The 13659-nt window shown below is 71.5% G+C and carries 15 protein-coding genes; 3 read left to right on the forward strand and 12 right to left on the reverse strand.

Features of this window, described 5'->3' with window-relative positions:
* Positions 1-40 precede the first annotated feature (40 nt).
* The 4 genes from ACFYMU_RS07070 to ACFYMU_RS07085 all read right to left on the reverse strand — a co-directional run bounded on the left by ACFYMU_RS07070 (position 41) and on the right by ACFYMU_RS07085 (position 3005).
* Positions 41-469, reverse strand: a complete 429-nt coding sequence (locus ACFYMU_RS07070; protein WP_388369036.1) for a hypothetical protein — start codon at positions 467-469, stop codon at positions 41-43.
* Positions 470-473: 4 nt separating this feature from the next.
* Positions 474-860 (reverse strand): roadblock/LC7 domain-containing protein, encoded by a 387-nt coding sequence (locus ACFYMU_RS07075; RefSeq protein WP_388369039.1) that lies wholly within the window; start codon positions 858-860, stop codon positions 474-476.
* Positions 861-938: 78 nt separating this feature from the next.
* Positions 939-1811, reverse strand: a complete 873-nt coding sequence (locus ACFYMU_RS07080; RefSeq protein ID WP_388369042.1) for a MarR family transcriptional regulator — start codon at positions 1809-1811, stop codon at positions 939-941.
* A gap of 183 nt (positions 1812-1994) precedes the next feature.
* On the reverse strand, positions 1995-3005 hold the full coding sequence (locus ACFYMU_RS07085; RefSeq protein WP_388369045.1) for a LysR substrate-binding domain-containing protein: 1011 nt from the start codon (positions 3003-3005) through the stop codon (positions 1995-1997).
* A gap of 158 nt (positions 3006-3163) precedes the next feature.
* Between ACFYMU_RS07085 and ACFYMU_RS07090 the strand changes: the two genes are divergently transcribed.
* Positions 3164-3718: a peroxiredoxin gene (locus ACFYMU_RS07090; protein WP_388369048.1), complete on the forward strand. Its 555-nt coding sequence runs from the start codon at positions 3164-3166 to the stop codon at positions 3716-3718.
* Between the two features lie 4 nt (positions 3719-3722).
* On the forward strand, positions 3723-4256 hold the full coding sequence (locus ACFYMU_RS07095) for an alkyl hydroperoxide reductase (RefSeq protein WP_388369164.1): 534 nt from the start codon (positions 3723-3725) through the stop codon (positions 4254-4256).
* Positions 4257-4339: 83 nt separating this feature from the next.
* On the opposite strand, the gene ACFYMU_RS07100 is transcribed toward ACFYMU_RS07095, so the two are convergent.
* The 4 genes from ACFYMU_RS07100 to ACFYMU_RS07115 all read right to left on the reverse strand — a co-directional run bounded on the left by ACFYMU_RS07100 (position 4340) and on the right by ACFYMU_RS07115 (position 9391).
* Positions 4340-5647: an AI-2E family transporter gene (locus ACFYMU_RS07100; RefSeq protein WP_388369051.1), complete on the reverse strand. Its 1308-nt coding sequence runs from the start codon at positions 5645-5647 to the stop codon at positions 4340-4342.
* Positions 5648-5819: 172 nt separating this feature from the next.
* Entirely contained in the window at positions 5820-6533 is a 714-nt protein-coding gene (locus ACFYMU_RS07105) for a transglycosylase SLT domain-containing protein (RefSeq protein ID WP_388369054.1), read from the reverse strand.
* Positions 6534-6957: 424 nt separating this feature from the next.
* Positions 6958-8283 carry a PhoH family protein gene (locus ACFYMU_RS07110; protein ID WP_388369057.1) on the reverse strand — a complete coding sequence of 442 codons (1326 nt, stop codon included), beginning with the start codon at positions 8281-8283 and terminating at the stop codon, positions 6958-6960.
* A 334-nt stretch (positions 8284-8617) separates the two neighbouring features.
* Entirely contained in the window at positions 8618-9391 is a 774-nt protein-coding gene (locus tag ACFYMU_RS07115; RefSeq protein WP_388369060.1) for an isoprenyl transferase, read from the reverse strand.
* A gap of 666 nt (positions 9392-10057) precedes the next feature.
* Between ACFYMU_RS07115 and ACFYMU_RS07120 the strand changes: the two genes are divergently transcribed.
* Positions 10058-10393, forward strand: a complete 336-nt coding sequence (locus ACFYMU_RS07120) for a DUF192 domain-containing protein (RefSeq protein WP_388369063.1) — start codon at positions 10058-10060, stop codon at positions 10391-10393.
* A gap of 181 nt (positions 10394-10574) precedes the next feature.
* Here the strand turns inward: ACFYMU_RS07120 and ACFYMU_RS07125 are convergent, their stop codons facing one another.
* The 4 genes from ACFYMU_RS07125 to ACFYMU_RS07140 form a co-directional block, all read right to left on the reverse strand.
* The gene (locus ACFYMU_RS07125; protein WP_388369066.1) at positions 10575-11351 is read right to left on the reverse strand and encodes a class I SAM-dependent methyltransferase; all 777 of its coding nucleotides are present in this window, start codon (positions 11349-11351) and stop codon (positions 10575-10577) included.
* Positions 11348-12286, reverse strand: a complete 939-nt coding sequence (locus ACFYMU_RS07130; RefSeq protein WP_388369069.1) for an LLM class flavin-dependent oxidoreductase — start codon at positions 12284-12286, stop codon at positions 11348-11350. Before ACFYMU_RS07130 ends, ACFYMU_RS07125 begins: the two co-directional genes overlap by 4 nt.
* A gap of 41 nt (positions 12287-12327) precedes the next feature.
* Entirely contained in the window at positions 12328-12903 is a 576-nt protein-coding gene (locus tag ACFYMU_RS07135) for a dihydrofolate reductase family protein (protein WP_388369072.1), read from the reverse strand.
* A gap of 109 nt (positions 12904-13012) precedes the next feature.
* A complete protein-coding gene (locus tag ACFYMU_RS07140; RefSeq protein ID WP_388369075.1) occupies positions 13013-13654 on the reverse strand; it encodes an OmpA family protein in 642 nt (213 codons plus the stop codon).
* Positions 13655-13659 lie beyond the last annotated feature (5 nt).

Consider the following 13659-nt stretch of genomic DNA (forward strand, 5'->3'; position numbering starts at 1 on the left):
CCCCTCCCCGGTGGGAGGGGACCCGCACCCGTTCACGGCTTCACAGGCTGTAGTCCTTCACCACCCGGCGGACCTGGGCGAAGAGCATGCCGACGTTCACCGACTTGCGGCACACGACCACGGCGACGACGTCCTGCTGCTCGTTCATGCGCACGAACAGATGGGTGAGGTGGTCGCTGTTGACGAGGATCTCCTGGAAGAAGTGGTTGTCGCCGCTGACCCCTCGGCGCTCCTTGAACACGTCCTCGATCATCACCACCGTGCGCCCCTGGAACAGGTCGAGGGTGGCGCCCGCGAGGAGGTCGAGCACCTCCGGCGGGTGGTTGTCCACGGTCTCGTACGACAGCAGCATGCCCGTCGCCATGTCGACCGCGCCCGCGGCCACACAGTCGGGGGCGTCCGCGCGGAGGGTTTTGACCAGGCCCGTCACCTGGTCGGAGAAGCCCTGAGCCATACGCTTCGTCGCCATCCCCTCACTCTCCCCCGGGTGCCGTGGCGGTGAGGATCGAGCCGATGCGGTCGATGGCCGGCCGGGTCGCCCGATGCAGCCGGTCCACGTCCATCCCCTCGTCACCGAGCACGACCATCAGGGCGGTGTCGCCGACGGCGTAGAAGGCGGCACAGCCGTGGCTGCCGTACGCGACGGTGCCCCGCAGGGCACCCCGGGCGGTCGCCTGGGTGGTGCGCCGGGCGAGCCCGATGCCGGCCGCGGCCAGCGCGGCGAGCCCCTCGGGATCGATGCCGTTCGCGGTGTCGGCGGCGATGAGCAGTCCGTCGGCCGCCGCGACCGCGGTGTCGGTGATTCCCGTCACCTCATCGCGCAGACCGCGCATTTCCAGCGCCAGCGCCGTGTGGTCCATGGTCTCCACTCCCTGTGCATGATTCATCGGTGACCGCCCGTGCGCGTCGTACGCGGGGAGGCCGTGGTCGGTTCGTGGTCATGTGGCGGCTCCGCTCCGCAGCCGGAAGAACCCTCTCCGGCGCCGCCCGCTCCCTTCGGCGGCGGGCGTCTCGGTGATGCCGCTGGCGCCGGGCGTACGTCGGGGCAGGACGGACGCCGGAGGCGGAGAGGGCGGCACGGCACTCACGGGGCCCGGCGCCGCCACGCCCTGCGGCTCCGTCTGCGGGGGCGTACGGGGGCGCAGTCCCTCCGGCGGGACGCGGCCCGGTATCCGGACCGCCGACTCGGCCGACGGCACGCACTCGAGGTAGCCCGCGCCCAGCAGGCGGGCCATCTCGACGGTGACCGTGTAGAGCGCGCTCCCGGTGGCGAAGGCGATGTCCCGAGCCGTGCGACGGCCGTCGGCGTGGAGCATCACCTCCCGCTGCACGGCGCCGAGCCGGGCGAGGTCCGCCTCCGGGGCGGGCAGCGGGCGCTCCCGGTCGGGCCGCACCGGGTGCGGCAGGACGTCGAGGGCGGCCAGTCTGCGGGCCGCCTGGTGCAGCAGCCGCGTGGGCATCTCCCCGACGGCGAGCGCGTCGGCGGGTTCGGCGGGGTCCTCGATCGCCATGCAGCCGTCCACCCGCCCGGCCACGATCGCGAAGACCGCGTCCTGCATCGCCATCACCCGCACGACCCGCAGGGCGGCCGCCCCGGCGCCGGACCGGCCGGAACGCAGCAGCAGCGTGCCGGGGCCGGGGGCACCGGGGCTCGCGACGGCGACCACGAGACCGTCACGGACATGGACGACTCCCCCCGGCCGCCCGGAAACCCGCAGACCGCCGTCGCCCTTCTCGCGTGCGTAGCACGTCACCGCGCGCGACAGCAGGTCGTATCCGTCCCGCGCAGGGGAATCCCCTATGCCCGTCACAACTCCCCTTGGAACGTCGCACACATGCCTGACGCGTCACGCCGAGGGGGTATGAGTATCAGTCCGGGTGGATCTCCCGGCGAAAGTCGCGAAAGGTGACGGAAGTTGCGTCCTCTCGCCGGTCCCGGGGCGGGTTGCGGCGCACAAATGACCGGAAGTGCGCCGGCGGTTGTCCGGAGATTCTCAGCAGCCGGGCTCCCACACCCGTACGGGCAACGGCCGCATCGCCTCGCGGAGCGCCCGCGCCAGTTCCTCGTACTCCGCGCCCCGCGCGGCGCCCGTACGCATGGCCAGGGCGACCCTCCGGGTCGGGGCCGGGTCCGCGAAGTAGCCGGTGAGGAGCCGGTCGCTGCGGGCTGTCTCCACCCTGAGGGCGGTGCGGGGCAGCAGGGTGACGCCCAGCCCGCCGGCGACGAGCTGCACCAGGGTGGACAGTCCGGCCGCGGTCGCGGTCACCGGCAGACCCTCCCGTCCCGGGCCGCGCCCCTCGGCCGAGGAACCTCGCCCCGCCCCGCTGATCCCGCGCCCGGCCTCGCGGCAGATGTCGAGGGCCTGGTCGCGCAGGCAGTGGCCCTCGTCGAGGAGCAGCAGGTTCAGCTCGCGCAGGGCCTCCTTGGGGATGCCCTCACGCCCTCCGAGCCAGTGGTCGAGCGGCGTGACGAGCACGAAGTCCTCGTCGAACAGGGGGAGTTCGGCGACGCCGGGCACCCCGAGGGGGACGGCGAGCAGCAGCAGGTCGAGGCGGCCGCTGGTGAGCCCGTCCAGCAGGCTGGCGGTCTGCTCCTCGTGGACCTGGAGGTCGAGGTGCGGATAGCGGTCGTTCACGAGCCGCAGGACGGTCGGCAGCAGGTAGGGCGCGACGGTCGGGATCACACCGAGCCGCAGCGCTCCGGTGAAGGGTGCCCGGACGGCCTCCGCCTCCTCCATGAGGGTGCCGACCTCGTGCAGCACCGCCTTGGCCCGCACGGCGAGGCGCTCACCGGCGGGCGAGAGTAGCACCTTGCGGGTGGTGCGCTCCAGCAGGGTGACGCCGAGGATCTCCTCCAGGGTGGAGACGGCACCCGACAGCGCGGGCTGGCTCATCCCGATCGCGGCGGCGGCGTCGCGGAAGTGGAGGTGCTCGGCGACGGCCGCGAAGGCGCGCAGCTGGGCGAGACTGGGCTGGCGCCGCCCGTGGGTCCTGATCGCGGCCACACCGCACCCCTTGCTCTCAGTCACTGATAACCAGCGTCGATCAACATGACCGAGTGTAGCTATTTCCCTGATCAATGCACTCTGTGCCAGGATCGCGATCGTCCAACCCATGGGAGACAACCTGTCACCAGGATGTCTTCTCGCTGCAAGGAGTACCCGTGCTCACTGTCGGTGACAAGTTCCCCGAGTTCGAACTGACCGCCTGCGTCTCGCTGGAGAAGGGCAAGGAGTTCGAGCAGATCGACCACAAGACCTACGAGGGCAAGTGGAAGATCGTCTTCGCCTGGCCCAAGGACTTCACCTTCGTGTGCCCGACCGAGATCGCGGCCTTCGGCAGGCTGAACGACGAGTTCGCCGACCGTGACGCCCAGATCCTCGGCTTCTCCGGTGACTCCGAGTTCGTGCACCACGCCTGGCGCAAGGACCACGACGACCTGCGCGACCTGCCGTTCCCGATGATGGCCGACTCCCGGCACGAGCTGATGCGCGCGCTGGGCATCGAGGGCGAGGACGGCTTCGCGCAGCGCGCCGTCTTCGTCGTCGACCCGAACAACGAGATCCAGTTCACCATGGTGACGGCCGGTTCCGTCGGCCGTAACCCCAAGGAGGTCCTGCGGGTCCTCGACGCCCTGCAGACGGACGAGCTGTGCCCGTGCAACTGGGCCAAGGGCGACGAGACGCTGGACCCGGTCAAGCTGCTGGCCGGTGAGTGAGCCGATGTCCCTCGACTCCCTCAAGGCCTCAGTGCCGGACTACGCCAAGGACCTGAGGCTCAACCTGGGCTCGGTCATCGGCAACTCCGACCTGCCCCCGCAGCAGCTGTGGGGCACGGTGCTGGCCACGGCGATCGCGTCCCGGTCGCCGATCGTGCTGCGCGAGCTGGAGCCGGAGGCGAAGGCGAACCTCACGCCTGAGGCGTACACCGCGGCGAAGTCCGCGGCCGCCGTCATGGCGATGAACAACGTCTTCTACCGCACGCGTCACCTGCTGTCGGACCACGAGTACGGCAATCTGCGCGCGGGCCTGCGGATGAACGTCATCGGCAACCCCGGGGTCGACAAGGTCGACTTCGAGCTGTGGTCGTTCGCGGTCTCGGCGGTCAACGGCTGCGGCTCGTGCCTCGACTCGCACGAGCAGGTGCTGCGGAAGGCGGGCGTGGAGCGCGAGGTCGTCCAGGAGGCCTTCAAGATCGCCGCAGTGATCCAGGCGGTCGGTGTCACCCTGGACGCGGAGGCGGTCCTGGCGGAGTAGCCCACGGCGGCCGTCCCGGGCCCCGTCCACCGTGCGGTGGGCGGGGCCCGTCGTCGTGTGTGCCGCCCGTGCGTGCGCGGCGCCTAGGACACGGCGTCGGACGACGGTGGGGCCGTCTGCTGGGGCATCCGCTCCGGTGTCCGGTCGAGCCCCTGCTGCGCCGCGATCGCGGCCGCGTACGACCGCAGGGAGCCCACCACCGTGTTCGTCACCGCCACCAGCGGCACCGCCACCACCGCGCCGCCGATCCCCGCGATCATTCCGCCGGCCGTCACCGACAGCACCACCGCCAGCGGATGGACCCGGACCGCCCGGCCCAGGATGAACGGCTGCAGGATGTGGCCCTCGATCTGCTGCACGGCCAGGACCACGACCAGCGTCATGACGCCGGTGAAGACGCCCTGCGTCACCAGCGCCACCACCACCGCCAGCGCGCCCGACGCGACCGCGCCCACCAGGGGGATGAAGGAGAACAGGAAGATGAAGACGGCCAGCGGCACCGCCATCGGGACGTCCAGGAAGTAGATCCCCAGACCGATGAAGATCGCGTCGATCAGGGCCACGATCACCGTGCCGCGGACGTAGGCCGTCAGCGTGCGCCACGCCCGCGGACCCGCGTCCGCCACCCCCGGCCGCGCCGCCGCCGGGACCAGCTTCAGCGTCCACTCCCAGATGCGCCGGCCGTCGTACAGCAGGAAGAGGGTGGAGAACATCGTCAGGAGGATGCCGGTCAGCGCCTCCACGATGACGGTGACGCCCTCCAGGCCCGCCGACGTGATCTGGTCGGTGTTGGCGCCGACCGCCTCCCGCAGGTTCTTCGCGATCTCGTTGATCTGCTTGTCGGTGACGTGGAAGGGGCTGTTCAGCAGCCACTTGCGCAACTCGTCGATGCCGTCCTGGATCTGGTTGGAGAGCGAGTCGACGTTCTCCATGACCTGCCACGTCACGAACCAGCCGATCAGGCCCATGACGACGAAGCCGAGGACGGCGGTCAGCGCCGTCGCGGGCCCGCGCGGCACGCCGTGCCGCTGCAGCCTCGCCACGGTCGGCTGCAGCAGCGCCGTGATGAGCAGCGCGGCCACGAACGCCAGCACCACCAACTGCACGGCGCTGATGACCCGCATCAGCACCCAGACCGTGCCCGCGAGGACGAGCACCCGCCAGCCCGCCTCGGCCGCGACCCGCACACCCCAGGGCACCGCCTCGACGGGATGCGGGCGCGGCGTGACGGCGGGTGCGTGCACCGGGGGCGGCGGCACCCGGTCCGGTGCCGGGGGCGGCTCGGGCTCGCCGAGCTCCTTCTCCACCTCGGCGCGGCGTTCGTCCAGCCGCTCGCCCACCTGCGTCAGTCCGGCGCCGAGCCGAGCGAGCCACCCTGGCACTACCGACATGATCCGTCCTCTTCCCCCGTGTTCGCGGGTGCTGCCCACCACTCCCCCCTGGAGTCGACGGTCCCGACCGTACAGGGCCCGGCCCCACCGCGGTGAACGGCCGCAGCCCCTCACCCATAGACGGTGAGGGGCTGCGGAAGGTTGAGTGACGGCCTGCGGGCGGATCCGCGGCTCAGTACCAGTGGTTGGCCTGCCAGAACGACCACGCCTCGCACGGGCTGCCGTACCGGCTGTTCATGTAGTTCAGGCCCCACTTGATCTGCGTGGCCGGGTTGGTCTGCCAGTCGGCGCCGACGGAGGCCATCTTGGAACCGGGCAGGGCCTGGAAGAGGCCGTAGGCGCCGGAGGAGGCGTTGACCGCCCGGTAGTTCCAGCTGGACTCGTGGTCCACGATGTTGCTGAAGCACTGGAACTGGCCGCTCGGCACCATCTGACGCGCCATCGCCTGGATCTGCGAGACGGTGTACGAGCTCTGCACGGCGAAGCTCGAGGCGGAGCGCACGGAGTCGCGGCTGGCCTTGGCCTCCGCCTCCTTGCGTGCCTTGGCCTCTTCCTCCGCCTTCTGCGCGGCCTTCTGCTTGGCGACCGCGTCCGCGGCCGCCTGCTTGCGGGCCGCCGCCTCGGCGTCCTTCTTGGCGCCCGCGTCCGCGGCGATGGCCTGCGCGTCGGCCTGCTGCGTCAGGGACGCGATCTGCACCTGGGCCTGCTGGCCGGCGGGTATGTCTGCGAGGAGCGTCGAGTCGCTCGCCATCGCCTCGGCGTCGTTGGTCTGGGCAGTGCTGCCCGAGGCAACCCCGACGACGCTTCCGACAGCGGTGACCGCCGTGGCCGAGGCCACTGCGAATCCCCGGACCGAAATCCGGCTCACACGGTTTCCTTCCAGCATCGCCCGCTTCGGTGACCCTGGCGGACGCAATCGTGCCCCTGACGCTGGCCTCCCAACTGCGGGGTCACGGGAGGCACGGGCCCGGTGGGCAACTCCCGGTACGGGAGCGCCGCGTGGTGCTCGGGCGGCATACGACGGCTCTATGGAGTTCTGGTGGTTCGGTTGTGCCGTACTCCCCCACCGCCTCAAGGGCGTGAGAGGTACCCAGGGGTACACGTGTGTCGTATGCGGGGCCTGACAGGAGTGAGACTCTGCCGCAACCCGACACCGGGTGGCAATTCCGCGTCGCGTGTGAAAGCTCACACCCCGTTTGACCCAGGGGATTCCCAGAAACCGCCACATGTGAAGGCGCCGCCCGGCTAGGCTCTGACCTTTGCCGGACGACGCCAACCACACACTTTTCAACCTAAGTTGAGCACTTCGGTCAGATCTGCCCCTCCTCGAGCATTTCGGTCACAAGGGCCGCGATCTGGGACCTCTCGGACCGCGTGAGCGTGACGTGCGCGAAGAGCGGATGCCCCTTCAGCTTCTCCACGACGGCGACGACCCCGTCATAACGGCCCACCCGCAGATTGTCCCGCTGGGCGACGTCATGGGTCAGCACCACCCGTGAATTCGCGCCGATCCGGGACAGAACGGTCAGCAGGACGTTCCGTTCGAGCGACTGGGCCTCGTCCACGATCACGAACGCGTCGTGCAGGGAGCGGCCGCGGATGTGGGTGAGCGGGAGGACCTCCAGCATCCCGCGCGCGGTGACCTCTTCTATGACCTCGCGGCTGGTGACCGCGGACAGCGTGTCGAAGACGGCCTGCGCCCAGGGGCTCATCTTCTCGGCCTCGGTGCCCGGCAGATAACCGAGCTCCTGCCCGCCGACCGCGTACAGGGGGCGGAAGACCATCACCTTCTGGTGCTGCCTGCGCTCCAGCACCGCCTCCAGGCCCGCGCACAGCGCCAGCGCCGACTTGCCGGTGCCGGCCCGGCCGCCCATCGACACGATCCCGATGTCCGGGTCGAGCAGCAGGTCCAGGGCGATCCGCTGTTCGGCGCTGCGGCCCTTGATGCCGAACGCCTCCCGGTCGCCGCGGACGAGGCGGACGTCGCCCTCCGCGGTGACGCGTCCCAGCGCCTTCCCCCGCTCCGACTGGATCGTCAGGCCGGTGTGCACGGGCAGGCCCGCGGCCTCGGGGACGTGGACGTGCCCCTCGTCGAAGAGGATGTCCACCTGCTCGCCGGACAGGGTCAGCTCGGACATCCCGGTCCAGCCGGAGGAGTCCGTGATGGCCAGCTCCGCGCGGTACTCCTCGGCCAGGAGGCCGACGGAGGACGCCTTGATCCGCAGCGGCAGGTCCTTCGACACGACGGTGACGTCGAACCCCTCCGCCTGCAGGTTGCGGGCGACCGCGAGGATGCGGGAGTCGTTGTCCCCCAGGCGGTAGCCGGTGGGCAGCACGCTGGGGTCCGAGTGGTTGAGCTCGACCCGGAGGGTCCCGCCGAGGTCCCCGATGGGGATGGGGGCGTCGAGACGGCCGTACCGGACCCGGTAGTCGTCGAGCAGGCGCAGCGCCTGCCGGGCGAAGTAGCCGAGTTCGGGATGGTGCCGCTTGGCCTCCAGCTCCGTGACCACGACGACGGGCAGCACGACCTCGTGCTCCTCGAAGCGGCTCATGGCGTTCGGGTCGGCCAGCAGGACGCTGGTGTCGAGAACATAGGTGCGCCGGTCTGGCTTGTGGCGCTTTGTGCTGGTCACCACGGAAGGACGTACCCCCTCGGATGAGGTCGGGGAGCGACGAGGGAATCCGGGAGGGCGGGCGGGAGGAAGGCGGCCGGTTGCCGGCCGCGTCGCACGGGCCGGGAACCGGCCCTCCGCTGCTTCCTCCGTGCAGTGACCGCACGGTCGGGCTGGTGCAAAGGGCCTCCCGGGCGGACGGCCCCGAGCCGCCCGCTGAGATACGACACCCGTGGTTCGGGTGTCGACCTGTTTGCCTTATGCCCTCGAACACGCGCCGCCATGCAACGGGCCATGACGGCGCGCCGGTGAACTCCGGGTGACGCCTTCCCCCGGCCGGGTGATGCGACGGTGCGGGTCAGCCGCCGTAGCGGCGGTGTCGCGCCGCGTAGTCACGCAGGGCGCGCAGGAAGTCGACCTTGCGGAAGGCCGGCCAGAAGACCTCACAGAAGTAGTACTCCGAATGGGCGGTCTGCCACAGCATGAATCCGGACAGCCGCTGCTCGCCGCTGGTACGGATCACCAGGTCGGGATCGGGCTGGTCACTGGTGTAGAGGTGACGGCCGATCATGTCGATGTCGACGGACTCGGCGAGGTCCTCCATCGAGGTGCCCTTGTCGTGGGCGTCGAGGAGCATCGACCGGACGGCGTCGGCGATCTCCTGGCGGCCGCCGTAGCCGATGGCGACGTTGACGACTATCCCCTCGACGTGCGCCGTGGCCGCCTCGGCCTCCTTGAGGACGGTCTGCAGGTGCCCGGGCAGCAGGTCGAGCGCGCCCACATGGTGCACGCGCCAGCGGCCGTCGGCCGCGAGGGAGCGGACGACGTCCTCGATGATCCCGAGGAGCGGGACCAGCTCCTCCTTCGGCCGGTCGAAGTTGTCGGTCGACAGCAGCCAGAGGGTGACGACCTCGACGTCCGTCTCGGCGCACCAGCCGAGGAACTCCTCGATCTTGTCGGCCCCGGCCCGGTGGCCCTGCGCGGTGGTCGAGCCCGCCGCCTTCGCCCAGCGCCGGTTGCCGTCCATGACGACACCGATGTGCTTGGGCACCTGAGCGTGGTCCAGGTGGCCTTCCACCCGGCGTGCGTACAACCTGACCAGCAGGCCGCGCAGCTTGTCGCGCAGGTTCACGTGATTGTCAGCCCCTCCGTGCGGATCAGACAGGTGCGGGCGTGCGCGATCCCCGTCAGATGGCGGTCCCCGGACCCCGTCAGACGGGGGTCCCCGGAGCCGAAGCCTACCCCCGGACGACCTCCGCCCGGCCCACGGGCGTCGGGGCCCCGGCCCGGGTCCCGTCCGCGAACGGGGGCCTGTGGGGCCGGTGTTCCGGGGCGTTTCGCGAGGGGTGGCCCTTCTGGGCAGATACGCGCGGGGCGGCCCTGGAGGCGGCGACGGACCGGCCGGCCGACAGGCCGGACGCCGGGCCGCGGGGGCGGCGGTGGCCGTGGCCGTGGAGGGGCGGTGGCGGGAAGAGAAAACGGGCCGGTCCGTGGGGGGGAGACGGACCGGCCCGAGGGGGGGTTTCCACCATAACCCTTCGTAAGGGCTGCTGCGCGCATCGGCATGCCAAAACTACGCTCCGCAATCGTCCGGCGACGCCCGGGTGATGGCGGAAGTACCCCTTCACCGAGTGACGACGACTCTTTCGCTGCGATTTCCAGGGCAATCCGGTGGGATCCTGAGGGATCCAAGGGGTTTGCGCGGGCTTGTGGGGCACTCGGCGACATGTCCCGCCGTCCTCCCGGCGGGTGACCGCGGGGCGGCGCGGGCCTTGACGCCGACGCTAACTTCGCAGTCATGGCCATGCTCACCGTACCGGGGACGCCCCACCCCATACCCCTGGAGGTCGCCCGGTCGGCGCGGGCCCGGCGGCGCGGGCTGCTCGGGCGCGACGGGATCGAGGGGGCGCTGCTGCTCAGTCCCGCGAGCGCGGTGCACACGCTGGGCATGCGGTTCGCGATCGACGTCGCCCATCTCGACCGAAAGCTGCGGGTCGTGGCGGTGCGGACCATGCGGCCGGGGCGCGTCGGTCTGCCTCGCGCCCGCGCGCGCCACGTACTGGAGGCGGAGGCCGGGGCGATGGAGCGCTGGGGGATACGGCCCGGAGCACGGCTCGTCGTACGGGACGGCTGAGTGCGGCTCGACGTCGTGTCACGGCACCGCGCAGCCCCCTCCACTGCGCGGCACCACCCGCGCAGCTTTGCTCGCGCGAATTACCTTGGTCTGAACTTACGGCAGTCGGGAGGGTGAAGCGAGCCGCTGCCGATAACAATGTGGAAACCCCTGCGCGTGTCCCGGCATGTGGACATCCGGCTCACCCTCGTCCTGCCGGTCTGCGGGCCTCGATCAGGAAACGGGTGCTGTGGGCCACGAAGGCACCCGCGGCCTCGATCCGCTCGTGCAGCGACCGCAGCCGGTCCTCGTACCGCTCCACGCCGAAACCCGGAACGATCCAGATCACCTTGCGCAGGAAGTGGACGACGGCGCCGATGTCGTGGAACTCCATCCGCAGCCGTGCCTCCCGGAGGTCGGTGACCTCCAGTCCGGCCGCCTCGGCCTCGGCCCGCGCGCGCCGAGGGGCACGGGCCCGGCGGACCTCCTCCGGCTGCGGCCCCAGGAAGTACTCGGCGAGTTCGAAGACGCTCGCCGGGCCCACCTGCTGGGAGAAGTACGTGCCGCCGGGGCGCAGCACGCGGGCGATCTCGCGCCAGTGCGTGCGCACCGGGTGCCGGCTGGTCACGAGGTCGAAGGCGGCGTCCGCGAACGGCAGCGGCGCGTCCTCCGGCGACGCGACGACCAGGGCGCCGCGCGGGTGGAGCAGGGCGGCGGCCCTGGCCACGTTCGGCGGCCAGCCCTCGGTGGCGACCATCAGCCGCGGGAGCGCCGGTGCGGAGGCCAGGACCTCTCCTCCCCCGGTCTGCACGTCGAGCGCGGCGCTCACGCGCGCGAGCCGCTCCGCCATCGACCGCGCGTACCCCCACGGGGGCCGTTCCTCCGTGGCCCGGCCCTCGAACCAGGAGAAGTCCCAGCCGTCGACGGGGGCGTCGACGGCTTCCCGGACGAGGTCCTCGAAGGTACGGACGGCGGTCATGGCGTGATCCTCCCAGCGGCCGGCAGGGAGGGCGAACGAATTTCGGGCGGCGTCGGCCGCGGCGACGGCACGCGGGGGCGTACCTCACGGGCCACGAAGCGAATGAACGCCTCCGGGTCAGGCTCGTCCGCGGTCGGCTGCAGCACCACGGTGTCGGCACCCGCGTCGACGAGCCGCTGCACGGCCGCGGCGACGGCGTCCGCGTCCCCGGCCACCCCGTGTTCGGGCAGCAGGTCCTCCCCGTTCGCCTCCATCTCGGCGCGCAGCCGGGCGGCGGCGTCCGGGCCGGTGGCCGTGTGCAGGTAGACGACGACGTGGTGGGGGTCGGTGCGCCCCACCGCCGTCCGGCCCTCGTCGATGAGCCGGCGGGCCTGCCGCACGCCGTCCGGCGCGGTGGACGCCGTGAGGATCGTGCCGTCCGCCGCCTCACCGGACAGCCGCAGCGACCGCGGGCCGGTGGCCCCGGCCAGAACGCGGACCGCCTCCGTCGGCGGCCAGTCCAGCGCGACGCCCTCCAGCCTGACGTACCGTCCGTCCCTGGTCACCCGCTCCCCGCGGAGCAGGGCCCGCAGCGCGTCGAGATACTCGCGCAGCAGCGTCACGGGGGACTCGGCGCGGGCGCCGACCTGCCCCATCCAGCTCTGGACGCCGTGCCCGACACCGAGCAGGGCCCGCCCCGGGAACAGCCGCTCCATGGTGGCCGCCTCCATCGCGGTGACCGCCACGTTCCGCAGCGGCACGGGCAGCAGTCCCACGCCCACCCGCAGCCGGTCGGTCCAGGCGAGCGCGGCGGACGCCGCCGAGATGCCCCCTTCGAGGAAGCAGTCCTCCCACAGCCACAGCTCCTCGAGTCCCGACTCGTCCGCGAGTCGGGCGATCGCGCGCAGCCGCTCGGGAGGCAGTTGGGGCCGGAACACCGCACCGAGTCCAGTCATGCGGCCTTCCTACCGAGCGGGGCCCGGACGGACAACATCTTTTACCGGCCGCCGGCCGCGTCGCACTCGTAGTGCAGGAGCACCACACCGTTGCCGAACCGGCGGGTGTCCTTCAGGCGGAGGAGGGTCAGGGCGTCGGCCTCCGGGAAGAGCCGCTTGCCCCGGCCGACGAGGACCGGATGCACATACACACGGAACTCGTCGACGAGGCCGTGCCGCAGGAACTCGGCGGCGAGGTCGGCGCCGCCGAGGACGAGGTCGCCGCCCTCCTGGGCCTTGAGCGCGAGGATGTCCTCGACGACGACGTCCCGGACGATGGTGGTGTGCCAGTCGGCGTGCTGCAGGGTCCGGGAGAACACCACCTTCGGCATGTTCCGCCAGATCCGCGCGAACTCGGCCACGGGCGCCGGCGCCTGCGGATCGGCGTCGGCGGTGGGCCAGTAGCGTGCCATGAGCTGGTAGGTCACCCGCCCGTCGAGGAAGGCGCCCATCTCCGCGAGGACGTCGTTGAAGTGCCGGTGCAACTCGTCGTCGACCTGATGCCAGTCGATCTCGCGGTGCGGGCCCTCGATGTACCCGTCCAGGGACATGGACATCATCAGGACGATCTTTCTCATGGCAGCTCCAAGTCCGAAACGTCGCCGGCCGTCACCGACGGGACGGCACGAGCATCGCGCAGCCGCCCCGCACGGGCGCGGAGGCGCCCGGAACAGTCGCCCGTGCCTCTCAGCTCCCGCTGGCACCCGCCGTGCCCGACGCGGCCTCGCCCCTCGGGAAGGACACCTCCACCCGGCGGTTCTTGCGGCGGCCCTGCTCCGAGGAGTTGTCCGCGATCGGATAGTCCTCGCTGTAGCCGCGCACCTCGAAGGTGACGTTCCCGCCGAGGGTCGCGGCCAGCCGGTCGTGCACCGCCTCCGCGCGCTGCCGGGACAGGACCAGGCCGTGGGCGTACGAGCCGAGGTTGTCGGTGAAGCCGAAGACGCGGACGTTCGTCGCGTGCTGCTGCCTGATCTCTTCCGCGATCGCGTCGATGCGGGAGCGGGCCTCCGGGTTCAGTTTGCCGCTGTCCTTGGGGAACAGCACCTCCGCCTGGAGCGCGAACGTCACGTTCTCGTTGGTGTCCTCGCGGCGCTCCTCACCACCGAGGTCCTCCACGACGGACTTGATGTCCAGCACCTTGGCGGGCGCGAGCGTGGCCCCGTCGGCGAGCTTCAGCCCCGGGCTGGTGGGATCGACGTGCGGTGGCGGGGAGGTGGTGACGGTACCGGGAGGCACGCTGGGGTCGTCGTCGGCGACGGCCGGGGGGCCGCCGGCCAGGGTGAGTACGGAGAGGAGGGAGAGGGCGGCGAGACGGGGGGCGAGGGGCATGGCGT

It is taken from the genome of Streptomyces sp. NPDC007264, from assembly GCF_042869095.1.
Taxonomy (GTDB): Bacteria; Actinomycetota; Actinomycetes; order Streptomycetales; family Streptomycetaceae; genus Streptomyces.